The 15,378-nt window shown below is 69.2% G+C and carries 14 protein-coding genes and 5 pseudogenes; 10 read left to right on the top strand and 9 right to left on the bottom strand.

Translation table 11 applies throughout. The features are described from left to right. Positions 1-64: 64 nt before the first annotated feature. From AB0947_RS38885 to AB0947_RS38875, 3 pseudogenes are all read left to right on the top strand, one after another. A pseudogene (locus AB0947_RS38885) lies at positions 65-295 on the top strand (integrase core domain-containing protein); the annotation flags it as partial. A 571-nt stretch (positions 296-866) separates the two neighbouring features. Then, positions 867-1,016 (top strand): annotated as a pseudogene (locus tag AB0947_RS38880) (integrase core domain-containing protein); the annotation flags it as partial. Between the two features lie 63 nt (positions 1,017-1,079). Next, positions 1,080-1,166, top strand: a pseudogene (locus AB0947_RS38875) (IS5/IS1182 family transposase); the annotation flags it as partial. Between the two features lie 323 nt (positions 1,167-1,489). On the opposite strand, the pseudogene AB0947_RS38870 reads toward AB0947_RS38875, so the two are convergent. The 6 genes and pseudogenes from AB0947_RS38870 to AB0947_RS38845 all read right to left on the bottom strand — a co-directional run. Continuing rightward, positions 1,490-1,645, bottom strand: a pseudogene (locus AB0947_RS38870) (IS5/IS1182 family transposase); the annotation flags it as partial. A 250-nt stretch (positions 1,646-1,895) separates the two neighbouring features. Beyond that, entirely contained in the window at positions 1,896-2,756 is an 861-nt protein-coding gene (locus tag AB0947_RS38865; protein WP_366755107.1) for a hypothetical protein, read from the bottom strand. Positions 2,757-2,786: 30 nt separating this feature from the next. After that, positions 2,787-3,260 carry a hypothetical protein gene (locus AB0947_RS38860; RefSeq protein WP_366755106.1) on the bottom strand — a complete coding sequence of 158 codons (474 nt, stop codon included), beginning with the start codon at positions 3,258-3,260 and terminating at the stop codon, positions 2,787-2,789. Positions 3,261-3,714: 454 nt separating this feature from the next. Next, complete coding sequence (locus AB0947_RS38855; protein ID WP_366755105.1) at positions 3,715-3,999, bottom strand: hypothetical protein; 285 nt, start codon at positions 3,997-3,999, stop codon at positions 3,715-3,717. A 12-nt stretch (positions 4,000-4,011) separates the two neighbouring features. After that, positions 4,012-4,239 carry a hypothetical protein gene (locus AB0947_RS38850; RefSeq protein ID WP_366755104.1) on the bottom strand — a complete coding sequence of 76 codons (228 nt, stop codon included), beginning with the start codon at positions 4,237-4,239 and terminating at the stop codon, positions 4,012-4,014. Positions 4,240-4,371: 132 nt separating this feature from the next. Next, entirely contained in the window at positions 4,372-4,557 is a 186-nt protein-coding gene (locus AB0947_RS38845; protein ID WP_366729197.1) for a DUF1737 domain-containing protein, read from the bottom strand. Positions 4,558-4,666: 109 nt separating this feature from the next. Here AB0947_RS38845 and AB0947_RS38840 point away from each other — a divergent pair, with 109 nt between their 5' ends. The 5 genes and pseudogenes from AB0947_RS38840 (at position 4,667) to AB0947_RS38820 (ending at position 11,358) form a co-directional block, all read left to right on the top strand. Further along, on the top strand, positions 4,667-5,155 hold the full coding sequence (locus tag AB0947_RS38840) for a hypothetical protein (RefSeq protein ID WP_366755103.1): 489 nt from the start codon (positions 4,667-4,669) through the stop codon (positions 5,153-5,155). Positions 5,156-6,087: 932 nt separating this feature from the next. Next, positions 6,088-6,512: pseudogene (locus AB0947_RS38835) on the top strand (transposase); the annotation flags it as partial. Between the two features lie 1,612 nt (positions 6,513-8,124). Further along, complete coding sequence (locus tag AB0947_RS38830) at positions 8,125-9,225, top strand: bifunctional DNA primase/polymerase (protein WP_366755135.1); 1,101 nt, start codon at positions 8,125-8,127, stop codon at positions 9,223-9,225. Further along, positions 9,222-10,772 carry a phage/plasmid primase, P4 family gene (locus AB0947_RS38825; protein ID WP_366755102.1) on the top strand — a complete coding sequence of 517 codons (1,551 nt, stop codon included), beginning with the start codon at positions 9,222-9,224 and terminating at the stop codon, positions 10,770-10,772. The genes AB0947_RS38830 and AB0947_RS38825 overlap by 4 nt, the downstream gene beginning before the upstream one ends. Positions 10,773-10,974: 202 nt before the next feature. Continuing rightward, complete coding sequence (locus AB0947_RS38820) at positions 10,975-11,358, top strand: DUF6009 family protein (protein WP_014669013.1); 384 nt, start codon at positions 10,975-10,977, stop codon at positions 11,356-11,358. Positions 11,359-11,490: 132 nt separating this feature from the next. Here AB0947_RS38820 and AB0947_RS38815 read toward each other — a convergent pair whose 3' ends face one another. Continuing rightward, a complete protein-coding gene (locus tag AB0947_RS38815) occupies positions 11,491-12,207 on the bottom strand; it encodes a transglycosylase SLT domain-containing protein (RefSeq protein ID WP_366755101.1) in 717 nt (238 codons plus the stop codon). Between the two features lie 326 nt (positions 12,208-12,533). Here AB0947_RS38815 and AB0947_RS38810 point away from each other — a divergent pair, with 326 nt between their 5' ends. Continuing rightward, positions 12,534-13,535, top strand: coding sequence for a methyltransferase domain-containing protein (locus AB0947_RS38810; RefSeq protein ID WP_366755100.1), 1,002 nt, complete (start codon positions 12,534-12,536; stop codon positions 13,533-13,535). On the opposite strand, the gene AB0947_RS38805 is transcribed toward AB0947_RS38810, so the two are convergent. Further along, the gene (locus AB0947_RS38805; RefSeq protein WP_366755099.1) at positions 13,536-14,006 is read right to left on the bottom strand and encodes an SsgA family sporulation/cell division regulator; all 471 of its coding nucleotides are present in this window, start codon (positions 14,004-14,006) and stop codon (positions 13,536-13,538) included. A gap of 318 nt (positions 14,007-14,324) precedes the next feature. On the opposite strand from AB0947_RS38805, the gene AB0947_RS38800 reads away from it, so the two are divergent. Then, positions 14,325-15,146, top strand: coding sequence for an alpha/beta hydrolase (locus AB0947_RS38800; protein ID WP_366755098.1), 822 nt, complete (start codon positions 14,325-14,327; stop codon positions 15,144-15,146). A gap of 67 nt (positions 15,147-15,213) precedes the next feature. On the opposite strand, the gene AB0947_RS38795 is transcribed toward AB0947_RS38800, so the two are convergent. Continuing rightward, the coding region (locus tag AB0947_RS38795) for a helix-turn-helix transcriptional regulator (RefSeq protein ID WP_366755134.1) at positions 15,214-15,378 on the bottom strand (165 nt) is incomplete at its 5' end.

The following is a 15,378-nucleotide window of genomic DNA, read 5'->3' as shown; positions in this document are numbered from 1 at the left end:
CTCAGGGGGAGGTCCCTACCGCAAGAGCTTCGCCTGGCAGCAGGCCCTGGCCGACCTCGGCGCGAGAGGCAAGCTCACCCGCGCCTACCGGCCGCAGACCAACAGCAAGGTCGAACGCTTCAACCGCACCCTGCTCGACGAATGGGCCTACCTGCGGCCCTACACCAGCAACACCGAAGGAACAGCAGCCCTGGCAGACTTCCTGCACACCTACAACCACCACCGCTGCCACACCGCACTCGGCGGCCACCCATCGATCAGCCGCGTAAACAACCCTGCGGGTCAATACAGCTAGCTGTGCTGTCCCGGGACGCTTCGATCGCCGCAGCAGGCCCCGGCCGCCGTGGAAGAACAGGTCGTCCGGCTGCGATGAGAGCACCAGATCGGTTCGGTACGACTGGCCGCGAGGACGGGCATCGCCGCTTCCACCGCCCATCGCATCCTCGTCCGGCACCATCTGCCCGTCCTGGCCGCCTGCGACCGGGCCACCGGCGAGCCCGTCCGCCGCTACGAACGCACCCGCCCCGGCGAACTGATCCACATCAACGTCAAGAAACTCGGCCGCATCCCCGACGGCGGCGGCCACAAGGTTCTCGGCCGCGCAGCCGGCCGGGCCAACCAAGACCGCCGGCGCAGCACCGGATACGCCTACCTGCACACCGCCCTGGACGACCACACCCGCCTGGCCCCCACCGAAGACCTGCCCGACGAGACCGCCGCCACCTGCGCTGGCTTCCTCACGCGGGCCGCGGCCCGGTTCGCCGCCCAGGCATCACTGTCGAACGGGTCTTGACCGACCACGCCTGGGCCCACACCAGAGCACCTGGCACGACACCTGCCGCGACCTCGGCAACAGCCCCCGCTGGACCAGGCCCTGGCGGCCCCAGACCAACGGCAAGGTCGAACGCTTCCACCGCACCCTGCTCGAGGAATGGGCCTACCACCGGCCCCACACCGGCAGCAGCGGCCACCTACCAGCCAGGCCCGTCATCAACCTGCCCGAACAGCACACCTAGGAGGGCGGTGGAGGGATCAGCCAGACGTTAGCCGAGCCGATACCGAAAGCGAGCACGCCCCCTGGCCGGTCCCGCAGCGGGCTGAGCTCAAAGGTCAATCTGGACGGAGAAGGCCGCTGCCGTCCGCTCTCATTCATCATCACGCCCGGCGCCGGGTGAGACTGATCGCATGGCCGCAGTGCCTCGCTTCAACGAGCCACGATGCCCTCCGCGAAGCCGAACTCCTAACCCCGTCGTGCGGGGCGAAGCTATTACGCCGTAATAGGTCGACGGCGGATGTGCCGTGTGGAGCCCTGTCGGAACACGACACGCGTCGAACCGTCCGAGCTGCAACCAACCCACGACCTCGATGCTCGCGGACGGTTGACCTCGATCAGGCCCGGGCCATGCGCGATGGCTCCCAAGCCGGCCAGGACTCCGCGTGGCCTTCAGAGATTCGTCGCCCTTCTTAGGGTGCCGTGGCGGTCCACCCTCACCTGGTGCTTGGGGCCTGGGCGGCTCCGGTCCACCGGCGAGGAACCCACGCCATCACGAAGCTCAGCGAGAAGTGCTGTGCGCAGGCGGGGCCGCACCCCGGCGTCGGTCCAGCCCCGCAGTCGGCGTGAGGCGATCACGCCCGAGCACTCACCACCTGGCTTGCACATCGCGCCAGGCCACCGCAGACCAGTGCGCCACGGCCCGGAACCGGAAGCCGACCGGGGGAGCGGCGGTGCCGGGAGGGTCGCCGTGGCAGCAACGGGGCTATGCGTTCAAGTTCCGCGTGGTCCGGGGCCCAGGCATCGCCAGCATGACCCAGCTGAGAGCAGCGTCGGCGTGCTCGGCTTCGGGGGCCTCCAACTATTACGGCGTAATAGCCGGAGACTCTGAACGAAACGACACTTACGCGCGATGTGCCATGGCACCGGGGGAGTCGGGTTCGTGACTGGTCCCCGGTCCTTTCTGTAGTTCCACAGCAGCGGCCAGAGCCAGCCGGGCCTCCTCGGTCGATGCCGGTGAACGGCCCGTCCGCTTCTCCACCTTGGCCAGAGCCCGCAGGGCCGCGTCCAGGTAGCGGTTGAGGCTCACCATCTGCAGCGGAGTCTGGCAATGGGGGAGTACCGCCTCGATCTCCTCCAACCAGTAGTCGGCGTCCTCGTCGCACTGCAAGGACTGGCGTTGCTCCAACAGACGGGCGGCCACCGGGACCAACAGCTCATGCCGCCGCTGCGCCGCCTCCTGGGCGCGACGCTCGGCAGCCTTCTCCAAGGCGATCCGCCGCTCAGCATCGAGGACTGCCTCAGGCGTCCGACGTACGGGCTGGGCGTGAGGCGTTCCGTCGATGAGCTGGACGGCCTTCAGTCGCTTCGCCTTGTTGTAGGCGGCGTTCGGTGCGCCGACAGCCAACGCGGGAGCCAACTCGATCCACTGGGCTCCCGCTCGGCGGGCGTCGTCCACTGCTCGCGCCTGGTGGATCTCGGTCTGCTCACGAAGGTACTCCCAGAGCTGCACGCGCTTCAGCGCTGCAGCACGCTGCACTTCAGGTGGCTGCCCCCGCAACGCCTGCACGTGTTTCTCGGCATACACGAGCGCACCGAACAATTCGTCATCGGCAGGCATGCGCTCCACGTCTGGGTCCTCTGCGTCCTCGTGCATCTTGCGTAGTTCGCCGACGACGGCCGGAGCATCAAGGGAGCCGATCCGCATAGGCGGCTTGAGCAGCGGTTTTGTGGGGCGGCTCGCACTTCGCACGCGCTTCTTCATGCGCACATCCTGCCCCGCCCGACCGTTGTTTCACAGTCTGTGAATCGTCTTCGACATCGGTGAGCCGGACAGCGTGGAGGGGTGGCTGACCTGCTGTGGGATGACGTGAGTTCCCTCTTCGACCCGGCCTTGACGGGCTTGTTGCCAGACGCGCTGTCCCGTCCGGCGGGGGTCGAGTGCCCTACGGGAGATCAGGCGACGACTGGGGGAGCCCCCCGTGCTGATAGAACCGGAAGGCGCTGTGGCTATCCAGTGCTCGGCTTCGATATCGAGACCGAGCAAGTCGTACTCCTCGCAGACCTCCAGAAGACCCTGCACCCGGGTCGTGGCATGAGTGGCTTCGCCTGAACAGAGGTCGGCGATCCATCTCGCCGTCAGATTCGCAAGATAGGCGACTGAGCGGCCATGCCCCTCGCGCACGCCAGCCGGCACGGCAGTGGCGTGGCGTTCGCCCTCACCAACGTCGAGGCCGAGGAAGACATCGAGGTCACTGGTGTCGATCACGTGCAGGCCGCACCGTAACGCGCTCATCCGGCCTTCCGACCTGGCCTCGGCGCCGAGCTGCCACATCCACGTTGCGGAGAGCCCTTCCGGCTCAGAGGGCGCCGGTGTTCAGGTCTCATCAGTAGCTCGTCGATGCCGCCGGACCTGGTGAGCCCAAGCTAACGAGGGGGAGGAGGGGTCATCAGGCGCGGAGCTATTACGTCGTAATAGCTCTCGCGGTCTGCCCGGGACTAACGACCTCGGGAGCGATTGACGTCGGGGCATGCTCGTGACGGGCCGGCTGGGCGTGATCAACAGGCGGCCTGCCGGGGGAGCACGAGTTCGGTGCCGGGCTTGCGTCGCGTGGGCCTACGGGCGGAGCGGTCGGAGACCAGTCCCGGCGATGGCGAGGTGGGTCTCCGTGTAGGTCTCGCGGCGGCTGGTGAACCGCTGCAGGGGCCGCCACTGTTTGCACTCAGCGTTGGTGTGCTGGACATGGATCCGTGCCGAGGACTGCTGGCGACGTCGCTCGCGGCAGGCGTGGTGCTCGGAAGGTCGTGGTCTTGATCGTGTACTGCTTCTTCTTGCCGGACACGAAGGCCTTGCGGCCCGGACGGCCGGCTTTCGGACGGCGGACCTGGACCTCGGTGCCGTCGATCCGCAGCTCGACGCCCTCGGCGTCGGCGTGGGCGAACAGGTCTTCCAGCGTGCGCAACCGGATGCCGGGGCGGCCGGGAACGGCGAAGCCGCAGGCCGCCAACAGCGGCCGGACCTAGCGGACCGCGTTCGAGATGGTGGAGCAGTCCACCACGTACAGCTCGGCGAGCGCCGCCTGCGGCAAACCGAGCCGCAGGTGCGCCGGCGTAACCAGCAGCCGGTCCACGAAGACCAGCCGCAGCCTCGGTCCGGCACCTGCCGCCCGACGCGGGTCCTGGCCGCGCCGCTGGCGCAGCGCCAACTCACGCGTAGCCTCCCAACGCGGAGCAAGTTCTTCGAGCAACTCGCCGAAGTATGCGCGGGAGACCCCGGACAGGGCAGGATGGGAGCAGGCCGCACGGGCCCTGGCAAGCGTCACAACTCGCCGAACCCGTACGGCCCTTCTCGTGTCACTGGCAGACCGCGACCACAAGTCCTACGACTGTGCTGGCCATACCACCGCTTGGGCGACGATGACCCTCTCACCGTTGAAAGTGACCGCAGGGCCTTCGTGCAGTTCGTAGCCAAGAGCTATCGCTTCGCTCACGCGATGGCAGAACGCGGCGTCGTCCGGGCCGGTCAAGACTCGGTAGATAGGCAATCCGTCTGGTGGTGTACTCATGAAAAGAAAGATCTCATGCGCACCCGTCCACCGAGCCAGGCGACCAGCCTTCCCAGGCCAATCGCTCCCAAGGTCGTAAGAAACGCAGACACCCAGGCAGCATGGCGGGGTGGCTGATCTGCTGTGGGATGACGTGAGTTTCCTCTTCGACCAGGACTTGATGGGGTCGCTGCCGGATGTGCGTGTTTCAAACGCCTCGGTGGAGGACTGGCAGGCGGTTCTCGATCTTGTCGCGGAGAGGGGCTGGGCATGCCAGTACTCCGAGGGAGAGTCGGTGCTTCCGGTGCCGCGGGCGGAGACCGTGCTGTCTCGTCCAGCAGATGCCGAGTGTCCGAACCTCCGGGTCTGGCCGACCGTGGATGTGTTGGCGATCTTCCGCTTTCATGCTGACGATGAAGTCGACTTCGACGTCGACCTGCGTGAGTTGCAGGGCCAGGAGCGACTTGACGTGTTCTGCGGCTTCCTTCGGGAGATCGGGCGGCGGCTGGGCAAGCCCGTGCTGATGGAACCGGAGGGCGACTGCGGCCATCCAGTACTCGGCTTCGACGTCGAGGCCGATCGAGTCGTGCTCCTCGCAGACCGCAGATCAGGGGACTGAGGCACATGACTCCGGTTCGTTGCGGCTCCCCTTGGGCGATCTTCTAGTCGTAGTAGGCCCGCGATATTGGGTTGGCCAGGGCGGCGGACATGGAGTGGAAGAAGGCCCGCTGTAGCGAGACCGGCATAGGCCGCGAGGTGGCCGACTGTCGGGACGGTACTGCTGTCACTCACCTCGCTCAGGATCCTGGCTTCGGCCGCGACACCGAGACTCCCGGCGTCGGCGTCAGGGCTTTCGAAGGAGGGCGGTCCTCCGACAGTTCCTCGATCCGCCCGGCCAGCAGGTTCCGTTGGTCAAGGAAAGCGGCCAGGGACCGGACCCGGCCAGGCTCGGGACGATCACACGGCCGCCTCGGTCCCTGGAACGGTGACGGTCTGCTCGTCCAGCCGCTCGGCCATCCTCGACGTCTTCGGCCACAGCAGCGTTGGGCAGACGCGTGTCGAACGTCTTCTTCCCGGCCGAGGGAACGGCGGTGGCCTCGCCGACATCCAGGCCGAGGCAGACGTCGATGCCACCGGACCCGGTGACCCCATCCGCCGAATCATGAGCAACAAGGGATGGCCGTGAAGACGCTAACGGGGGAGGAGGGGCCATCAGGCGCGGAGCTACTACGTCGTAATAGCTCTAGCGATCCGCCCGGAACTAGGAAACCTGGACAGAAGGGACATGCGAACACCGGGGGCCTGGCCCAGGGGAGCGCCCCCACGTCGCCCTCCCTTGCCTCTTGTTCCCGGCGTTCGACGAGCGCCTGCCCCCGACTCCGAGGCCATCCTCACCCTGCCGAAACGGTCCGAATGGATGACCGAGTCTGTGATCGCCTGCCAGCCACAACGGACAGCGAGGGCCGTTCGTGGTGCCGTACCCGGCCCGCCAACTGGTCGATACGTTCCATCGAGCCATGGTTGCCCAAGCCGGGGCCGAAGCTTGTCTCGGGCCGGCCTCGGGGGCTGGACCGGCAGGGCCTGCGCGGGATCCTGTTCGCGCTGCACACCGGGATCCAGTGGAAGTACCTGCTGGCGGCGCCTGGCCGAGGGGAACGAAGCCAGCGTGGGGGAGCAGCTGCATCTGGTGCCTGGCCGAGGGCGGTGATCGACTCCTCCTACGGGCGGACGGCCACCAGGGGCAAAAAGCGTGCCCAGCCAGGTCGGCCGGGCACGGCCTGGCAGCAAGCACCACGTCCTTGTCGATGGGCAGGGCATCCCACTCCCGGTCTCCCTGACCGGCTCGAAACGCAACGACGTCACCCAGCGGCTGCCCCTGCTCGGGCAAGGTGCCACCGGTGCCGGGCGTCGTCGGACGGTCCAGACCTGGGCCTGACATGCTGTTGGCGGACCGCAGCTACGACCACGACACGTACTGGTGTCTGCTGTGGCAGCGCGACATCCGACCCGCGATCGCCGAAACGAGGCCGGCCACACGGCACCAGCCCGCGCCTCCGCTGGGAGCGACGAGACGCCATCGCGCTGCACCTGGCGGGAGTTGCCGCCAGTCTTCGGAGCACCCTGGCAGGCCGTGCACCGCCGCTTCACGTACTGGTCGAAGGCCGCGTGGGAGCCGAGCTGCACCGGACAGTCCCCGACCGGCTCGGGGAAACGGCGAACTGGACTGGTCACGGTGCACGACTCGATCACCTGCCCAGTCGGCTACAGCGCCGACCCATCGCGCTACGGATCGCTCGCCGCTACGTGAAGAACTGCACCGTCGCTACGAGCGCAAGGCCCAGCGCCTCCTCGCCTTCGGCGCAGTGCCGCAACACCATTCCGTTGGGGGGCGCGCCTCTTGCCCTCGAGCCAAAAACATCGCGCGCTCCGGCAGTAGCAGATGAGGGGGACTGCCCCGCCAGCACAGTTCGACAGCCTTTAGGGCCTGCGCCTGCGCCGCGTAGTACAACAACATCCGCCCCCTCCAGCCCTGTGCCGTCAGGCCGCCAGTCCCTCAGGCGGCGTCTCATCACTGGCGGGGGAGAGGGCCTGCTAGCCGCGCGTGCCCGCGACGCGCAGCCTCCGGGTGGTTGACAAATACGCCCTGTCCGTAAAAACCTGTTAAAGAGGGGCTGAGCCTCTCCCCTAGGGCAGGTTGAAGACACGTCAGGGCCCCCGAAGAGACCGCCCGCACGGCTTGCCCAGGGACCGAAGAGAAACGTTGCGCCTTCTCAAGGTGAACGGCGGTAGGGACCGAAAAGGTTCAGTCCCTGCCGCGCGGCTCGCCCGGGGCGGCGGCGCCAGGGACTCGCACTCCGGGACAGCGCAAGGGACTCAAGGGCCGGAGGGACTCAAAAGGTCTACAGGGGCCGGCAGGGCAGACAGCCCAGACACGGCAGACCTGGAGGCACCAGGGCCTGGAGCGGGGCGCAGGGGCTGACCGGAGGGGCGGGAGGGACTGCTGTTGTTTTGGTCCCTGGGCTTCCGTCCCTGGTGTTTTCGCAGGTCAGAGCACTGAGACAGGGTCTGAGAGGGACCGTAGGGACTGAAAAGCGCAATTATGACGTAGAGAAGAGATGTATTCGTACACGCGCGCGCATACAACACAACACTCAAGTACAGCTCATAATGGCGACGTTGAGTCCCTACAGTCCCTCCCCTGATCAGGCTTAAGGCTCTGACCTGCGATGATGCTCCCAGCACGGGCAGGGATCGTCCGGATTTCCAGCCCCTGGCCGTTGGTCCCTGGACCCTTTGGCCCCTCGCCCGCCCCGCTGGGGCGGGCCTCGCCCGGTTCCTCCCCGAAACGCAGGCAAAGTTCACCGTGCTGTTCAGTCCCTTCAGCCCCTAGGGTGGGAGCGGAGCACCTAGCCAGGGACCCAAGGGACCCACGAAACTGATAGAACGGCACGCGGGTCAGACAGACACTCCCTTTTCAGTAAGCGGGCCTTACACTCGTTTGGCATCAGAGTCCCTTCGGTCCCTGGTGGGGGCAACGTCCCACGCCAGGTGTGTGAAGTGATCGGGCAGACAGAAGTGACGAGGACGATTCCCGTGCGCCGCGAAGACGAGAGCAGCCGTAGTGCAGCCGGTGTTGCGCACGGGTCGCCGCGAGCGGTCGCGCGCTGGTGTGCGGCCCAGGGCTGGCCGGTTCACCCGCTGACACCGGGACGCAAGACCCCTGTGGGGAACTGCCCCGCCTGCTCGGGCCGCCGGCACGAACCGTCGGCGTGCCCCTGTCTGCCCGCAGGACGGCCTTGTCACGGCTTCCACGCCGCCACCAGGGATCCCGGGCTCATCGAACGCTGGTGGGCCGACACGCCCGCCGCCGGTGTCGGAGTCGCCTGCGGTCCCGCAGGCCTCGTCGTGATTGACATCGATGCCCACCAGGCCCCCGTGCCGGACCGGGGACGGCTCCTCCCCGGCATCCCGATCCCCGACCAGGTGCAGCTCGCCGGGCTGGCCTCAGGTTTCGACACGCTGGCTCTCCTGGCCGCCTACCGGGGTGAAACCTCCCCTGCCGAGGACGAGAACACATTGCGCGTACGTACTCCCTCAGGTGGTCTGCACGTCTGGTACCGCAATCCGGACACGTCGACGCGGTACAGGTGTTCGACCGGGTCAGCCCGCCATACCGCGCTCGCCTGGCAGGTCGACGTACGTGCCGAGGGCGGCTACATCGTCGCCCCCGGCACCCGCACGCCGCAGGGCGTCTACCGTGCGGAGGGAACGGCCCGCCGTCCGGCTGTGCTCCCGGACTGGCTGCAGCGCGAGTTGCGCCGCACGGGACACGTGCTCGGGTCGGAGCGCCCGGCTGTGCCCGCCGTGGCCGCCGTCCCCGCCCCGGGCGCGCGGCCGCAGCGGCGAGCCTCCTCCGCGGAGCGGCTGCTCGACCCCCTGATCGCCAGTGTCGCGGAGTGCGCCGCCGCCCCCGAGGGGACGGGGTTCACCGAGAAGCTCAACCGCGCCGCCTACACGGCCGGCGGCCTGGTCGGCGCGGGCCATCTCGACCACGCCACCATTCGTGACCGACTTGTCCGTGTCGCTTCCTACGCCCGGCCGTGGCAGCAGACCAGGAATGAAAAGATCGTCGACGACGCCCTTGCCGTAGGGTCCGTCCGCCCTCTTCACCTCAAAGGACGTCCATGAGCAGCAGCGCCGAAGGCTCACCGCGTTTCGATCCGCAGGCCGCCGCTCAGCAGATGCTCGACCTGGAGACGGTGGAAGTGGTGGCCGCGCCCGCACGTCTGCCCGCGCAGGGCTTCGTCAACGCTCCTGTGGCGTCGTTCGGCGGCGGCGCCGCCTCCTCGGCCCCCCCGTTGCCTCCTTCCCTCTCGGACCGGGGAAACGCCCGCCTGTTCGTGCAGATGCACCGCGATCAGTTCCGGCATGTGGAGGGACTGGGCTGGTTCGCCTGGGACGGCTACCGGTGGAAGCGCGGGGGAGGGGAGAAGGCCGCGCTGTGGGCCGCGGGCGAGATGGCGGAGGACATGCCGGCCACCGACCCGCGGGGGGTCTTCAGCGACCGGGAACTGGCGAACCACAAGCGGCGCACGCTGTCCACCACCGGCCTGAAGGCGCTCCTGACCCAGGCGAAGGCCTCACCGGACATCTCCGTCTCCCCCGACAGGCTGGACGGGGACCCGTACGCCCTGTGCACCCCCGTCGGAGTGGTCGACCTGCACAGCGGGCACCTGCGCAAGCCCGACCCCACCCGTGACTTCCACTCCCGTGCCACCAGCGTCGCCCCGCAGGCCATGGAGACCCCTCGCTGGCACCGCTTCCTCGCCGACACCTTCGGTGAGGACGACGAGGGCCGGGAGATGATCGACTTCCTGCACCTGCTGCTCGGCTACTCCATCACCGGCGACGTGGGTGCGCAGGTGCTGCCCTTCCTGCACGGTGAGGGCAAGAACGGCAAGTCGGTGCTGCTCGACATCATGATCCAGATCCTCGGCGACTACGCGGACGCGGCTCCGCCGGGCTTCCTGATGGACCGGGGGGCCTTCTCGGAGCACTCCACCGAGCTGACCGAGCTGCACGGGCGCCGCCTGGTGGTGTGCAGCGAGCTGAAGCCGAACGACAAGTTCGACGAGGCGCGCGTCCGCCTGCTGACGGGCGGTGACAAGATCAAGGCCCGCCGTATGCGGCAGGACTACTTCTCGTTCACCCCCACGCACCACCTGTGGCTGCTGGGCAACCACCGCCCGGAGGTGTCCACGGGCGGCTTCGCGTTCTGGCGGCGCATCCGGCTGCTGCCCTTCACCCGGACGGTCCCGGCGCACCGCAGGATCGACAACCTCGCCTTCGAGCTGGTCCGTGACGAGGGGCCGGGAATCCTCCACTGGCTCATCGAGGGGGCACAGCGCTACCTGCGCACCAGGGACCCGCTGGAAGGGCCTGACAGGGTCCGTATCGCCACGACGGCCTACGCCACCACCGAGGACCACATCGGCCGTTTCCTCGCCGAATGCTGCACGCGTGACGGCGAGGGGAAGGAGCTGAGGGTGGAGCAGGGGCTCCTCTACACGGAGTACAGCTCGTGGTGCAACGCCGGCGAGGGGATCCGGCCCGCGACGCCCCGGGCCTTCGCCAACCGCGTCCGCCAGGAGGTGGGCGTGGCTTCGCCCGCCGACATGATCAAGTCAAATGGCCGGAAATATTATCCTGGCATCGCCCTATTGGAGCACTCATGACGGCCTCCGTTTGTCTGCTCTCTCCACCACGTGGCCTACACGGTCGTCGGAGTGCGCTCTACGATGGTGAGCGGGCCCCGGGTGCGGTGAGCCCCCGAGAAGCGGCCCGTCCCCCGGGGAAGGGCGGGCCGGAGCGACACGGACAGATGCCCGGCCATGTCCCATGGCCGGGGAGCACGCCGACGAAGGAGAGGCTGCAGCCATGAGTTCGCTGTTGACCGAGAGCGACCTCATCCACGAGGCCGAGGTGGTGTGGCTGGAGAACCTCGAACGGCTCGACTACGTCCGTCAGGCGCTGGACAAGACCAGGCGGCGCAACACCAAGCCGCCGTACGCGCGCGACGGCCGCATGGTCGGGTACGCGCTGCTGGACGAGGACGCCTCCCCGGACCCTGACAGCGGCCTGTACAAGCGCCGGGTGTTCTTCCTGCTGCCCCACGACCGTGACAGCCTGCCCGACGGCCTGTACCGCGAGGGCGCGCCGGGAGAAGCGGTCGACCCGCGCACGATCGCCCCGAAGAAGCCGGGAGCGAAGACGCCCAGGTCCCAGTCCGGTTCCGTGGCCATAGCGACGTCCACTCCCTGAGGCGGGGCTCCCCGGCCGGGCGCGGGCCGGGATTCCTCCGTTACGGGAACGAGCGCTGGTCTCACGGAGTTCACGTGCGTCCGCCCCGGGGGCCGACGCACGCGAGGTGCCGTCCCGTTCGGCCGAGGGGCCTCAGTACCAGTGGTTGGCCTGCCAGAACGTCCAAGCCTGGCAGGCACTGCCGTACGAGCTGTTCATGTAGTTCAGGCCCCACTTGATCTGGGTGGCCGGGTTGGTCTGCCAGTCGGCGCCCGCCGAGGCCATCTTGGAGCCGGGCAGGGCCTGGAAGAGGCCGTAGGCGCCGGAGGAGGCGTTCACCGCGCGGTAGTTCCAGCCGGACTCGCGGGTCACGATGTTGCTGAAGCACTGGAACTGGCTGCTCGCCACCATCTGGCGCGCCATCGCCTGGATCTGCGCGACGGTGTAGCTGCCCTGGGCCGGGAAGCTGGAGGAGTCGCGGACGTCGGTCCCACGGCTGGCCGCGGCCTTCTCCTCGGTGCGCTCCTTCGCCTCCTTCGCCTCTTTCGCCTCCTTGGCCGCCTTCTCGGCGAGTTCCTTCTTGGCGATCGCGGTCTCGGCGGCGGCCTTGCGGGCCGCTTCCTCGGCGTCCTTCCTGGCGCTCACGTCCGCGGCGATGGCCTGCGCGTCGGCCTGCTGCGCCAGGGACGCGGTCTGCACCTGCGCCTGTCCGCCCGCGGGGATGTCCATGAGGAGCGTCGCGTCCGCCGCCGTCGCCCCGGCGTCGTTGGCCTGCGCGGTGCTGCCCGAGGCGATGCCGACGACGCTTCCGACAGCGGTGACCGTGGTGGCCGTGGCCACCGCTAATCCGCGGACCGAGATCGTGCTCACGCGTGTTCCTTCCGGTTCGTCCGTGACGCCGAGTCGCCGCGCACGCACATGTCCTGTCTGGCGCATGCGGCAGCGAAGCACTCTGCCGTGCTCGGGGCCGCAGCGCAACGGCCGGTGAAGAAGGTGTGGATGGTCACACAGCATGCCGACCGCGCGGGCTCCGCGGAATTGCGGCGGAAGGACTCCCCGGAACCGGAGCGGAACGGCTCCGCGAACGGAGCGGAAGACACTCGGCGCTGTTCCGTATGTGTTTCCGTGTGTGGCAGCATGTGTGTGTCCAGCAGGAAGGGACATGTGTCGTAGAACAGCGCTCTCCGGAGGCTTCCGTGTCCGCATCGCCAGAGAACACCGGCCCTGCCCCGGGCGGCGCCCTGCCGTTCGGTGAGGACCCGGTGGCCACCCTGGAGGCGGCCGCTTGGGCGATGGCCGCCGTGGTGAGCACCCAGCGGCAGGCGCTGTCGCAGCCCTTGCAGGACGTGCTCGCGGGCGACCCGCGGCGTACGGCGGTCCTGGAGAGCGTCGGCCTGGTCCGCAGGGACGCCGGCGGTTTCGCCGTCCACCCCTCGCTCCTCCAGGCGGACGCCCTGACGGCGCGCAGCGCGGTGGAGGCGAAGCTCAGCTCGCTGCGCCAGGCCGTCTCGGCCGCCGCCTCGGACGCGGAGGACTCCGCGGGGCCCGGGTGGGGCGCCCAGGACGACGAGGTGCTCCTCGGCCAGGGGCGGGCCTCCGCCGCGACCGGCCGTGCGCTCGCCGGGAAGGTCGTGCCGGAACTGCCGGGGTGCGCCGGGCGGCTTCAGGCGGAGGGCAGCCGCATCCTCGACGTGGGCACCGGTGTCGGCGCGCTGGCCGCAGTGCTGGCCGCCGGCTTCCCCGCGGCCCGGGTGGAGGGGATCGACGTCCTGGAGCGGGCGCTGGACCTGGCGGGAGCGGAACTCGCCGCGGCGGATCCGGCCGTCGCCGCCCGGGTCAGCCTGCGCCGTCAGGACGCGGCGGAGCTGTCGGAGAAGGAGCGCTACGAACTGATCTGGCTGCCCGCGCCCTTCCTCTCGGAGGAGGCGCTGCGGGCCGCTCTCCCGCGCCTGGCCGCGGCTCTGGTGCCGGGCGCGTGGCTGGTGGCGGGGACCAACCCCGCCGCCGACGACGCGCTGCGCCGCTCGGTCGGCCGGTGGACCGCGACGCGTGGCGGCGGCAACTCCTTCGACACGGTGCGCATGGGCGAGGAACTCGCCGCCCTCGGGCTGGAGGAGCCGAGGACGTTCCCCACGGTTCCGGGCGGCCCCGTCCTCGTCGCCGCCCGACGTCCCGCGGGCCGGGAGCGTCCCGCGTGATCAGTCGGATGCGGCCTCCCGGCCGCCGAGCAGGTCCGCCGCGGTCATGTCCCAGTCCATCGCGGCCAGCTCGTCACCGGCGGGAACGAGCTGGTAGGTGTGGTCCAGCCACTCCGCGAGCGGCGGCACCGGCAGTTCGAACAGCGCGGCCATGTCACCGGAGGCGAGCTGGAGCCGCGCCGTGGCCCGCTCCTCCAGGTTCGTCGGCCAGACCTGGACGTCACCGAAGCCGCTCATCGAGTACAGCCCCTGGTGGAGGAGGTCGCGGCCGATCCGCCACAGGACGCGCGGGCCGCCTGCGATGAGGAACTCCACGCACACGATCAAGGGGCGCTCCGGGTCGTAGCTGAACTCGGCCCTGATCGCCTGCCGGGCGGAGACGTCCAGCACGCGCTCGATGTCCAAGCTCAGCTGAGGACGACCGTGCGGTGCCGTTGGGCTGGCCTGTACACCTGGCTGGTAGCCGCTCATGACGGGTAGATCCTTCCCTGGGGCGGAGGCTGGCCCTACCCACTCTTGCCGTCGTGGGATCGCCGTACATAAGTAACTTGACCGTCGAACACGCACCGCAGTGACGGTGAACGCCGTGACGGCGGCCCGCCAAGCGGACCGCTCTCCGTCTTCGGGCGTCCTGTCCGGGGGTCGGGCCGAGGGGCCGGTCCGGGCCCGCGTGCCACGGCCGCGAACATTAAGTCATTCGACTGTCGCCCTTGATCCGTGCCTGAACGATGCTGAAACAGTCGCCGGTGTTCCGGTGCCGGATGGTCGTCATGCTCGGAGGAGCCAGCCGTGGAACGTACTCCCGTCGTCTTCATCCATGGCGCGTGGCTGCACGCGCTCTCCTGGGAGTCGTGGGCGGAACGCTTCGCCAGCCGGGGTTTCCTCGCGCTCGCGCCCGGATGGCCGGGGGAGGCCGCGGCCGTCCCGGACCTGCGCAAGTCCCCGGAGCTGCTCGGCAGCGTCGGTCTGGACGCGCTGACCGACCACTACGCCGAGATCGTGCGGTCCTTCGAGACCGCGCCGGTGATCGTCGGACACTCGGTCGGCGGTCTCATCGCACAGCACCTCATCACCGCCGACGTCGGCCGTGCCGCGGTGGCCATCGCCCCCGCCCCGATCAACGGCGTCCTGGTCGACGACGTACCGCCGCCCGGGGCCTCCGCCCGGCTGTCGTACCCCGCCGAGCACGATCCCGCCGGGCAGCTGGTGTCCCTGTCGGCGGAGCAGTTCCACCGCGTCTTCGCCAACACGGTGAAGGCGGAGGAGTCCGACCGGCTCTTCGACCGCTACGCGGTGCCGGCGCCACGTCGCCTGCTCGCCGACATCGGGTGTACGGGCGCGCCCCGCAGCCCGCGCGCCGTGGCGGACGTGGCCAACCCGGAACGGGGCCCCCTGCTGCTGATCTCCGGGCAGGAGGACAGACTCGTACCGGACGCGGCCACCCGCGCGGTGTACAAGCAGTACGGCGACACCACCGCCGTGACCGACCTGAAGCAGTTCGCGGACCGGGGCCACTCGCTGGTCATCGACAGCGGATGGCGCTTCGTCGCCGATTACGTGCTCGGCTGGCTGGACGGATACGGCATCCGCGGCCACCCCGCGGAGGGCTGAGCGCGGCGCCACCGGAGGGCCGTACGCACCGTGCCGTGCCGGCGGGCCGCGCGGTCACACCTCAGCCTCACACGTCCTGGCTGTCGGGCATATTGCCCAGGGCGTCGCGCAGGGCGGCGCGGGAGGTGATGCCGAGTTTGGGGAAGACGCGGTAGAGGTGGGAGCTGACCGTGCGCGGTGACAGGTGCATCCGCTGGCCGATCTCCTTGTTGGTCAGGCCGCCGGCGGCGAG

It is taken from the genome of Streptomyces sp. NPDC047841 (genome assembly GCF_040704085.1).
GTDB classification, from domain to species: domain Bacteria; phylum Actinomycetota; class Actinomycetes; order Streptomycetales; family Streptomycetaceae; genus Streptomyces; species Streptomyces argyrophylli.
Note: the sequence above shows the minus strand (reverse complement) of the source record. Positions and strands in the feature narration are given on the sequence as shown.

Excerpts from the sequence above, each read along its gene's own strand:
- AB0947_RS38825 (WP_366755102.1), top strand. The coding sequence starts at position 9,222 with ATGAGCAGCAGCGCCGAAGGCTCACCGCGTTTCGATCCGCAGGCCGCC.
- AB0947_RS38820 (WP_014669013.1), top strand. The coding sequence starts at position 10,975 with ATGAGTTCGCTGTTGACCGAGAGCGACCTCATCCACGAGGCCGAGGTG.
- AB0947_RS38805 (WP_366755099.1), bottom strand. The coding sequence starts at position 14,006 with ATGAGCGGCTACCAGCCAGGTGTACAGGCCAGCCCAACGGCACCGCAC.
- AB0947_RS38865 (WP_366755107.1), bottom strand. The coding sequence starts at position 2,756 with ATGAAGAAGCGCGTGCGAAGTGCGAGCCGCCCCACAAAACCGCTGCTC.
- AB0947_RS38845 (WP_366729197.1), bottom strand. The coding sequence starts at position 4,557 with ATGAGTACACCACCAGACGGATTGCCTATCTACCGAGTCTTGACCGGC.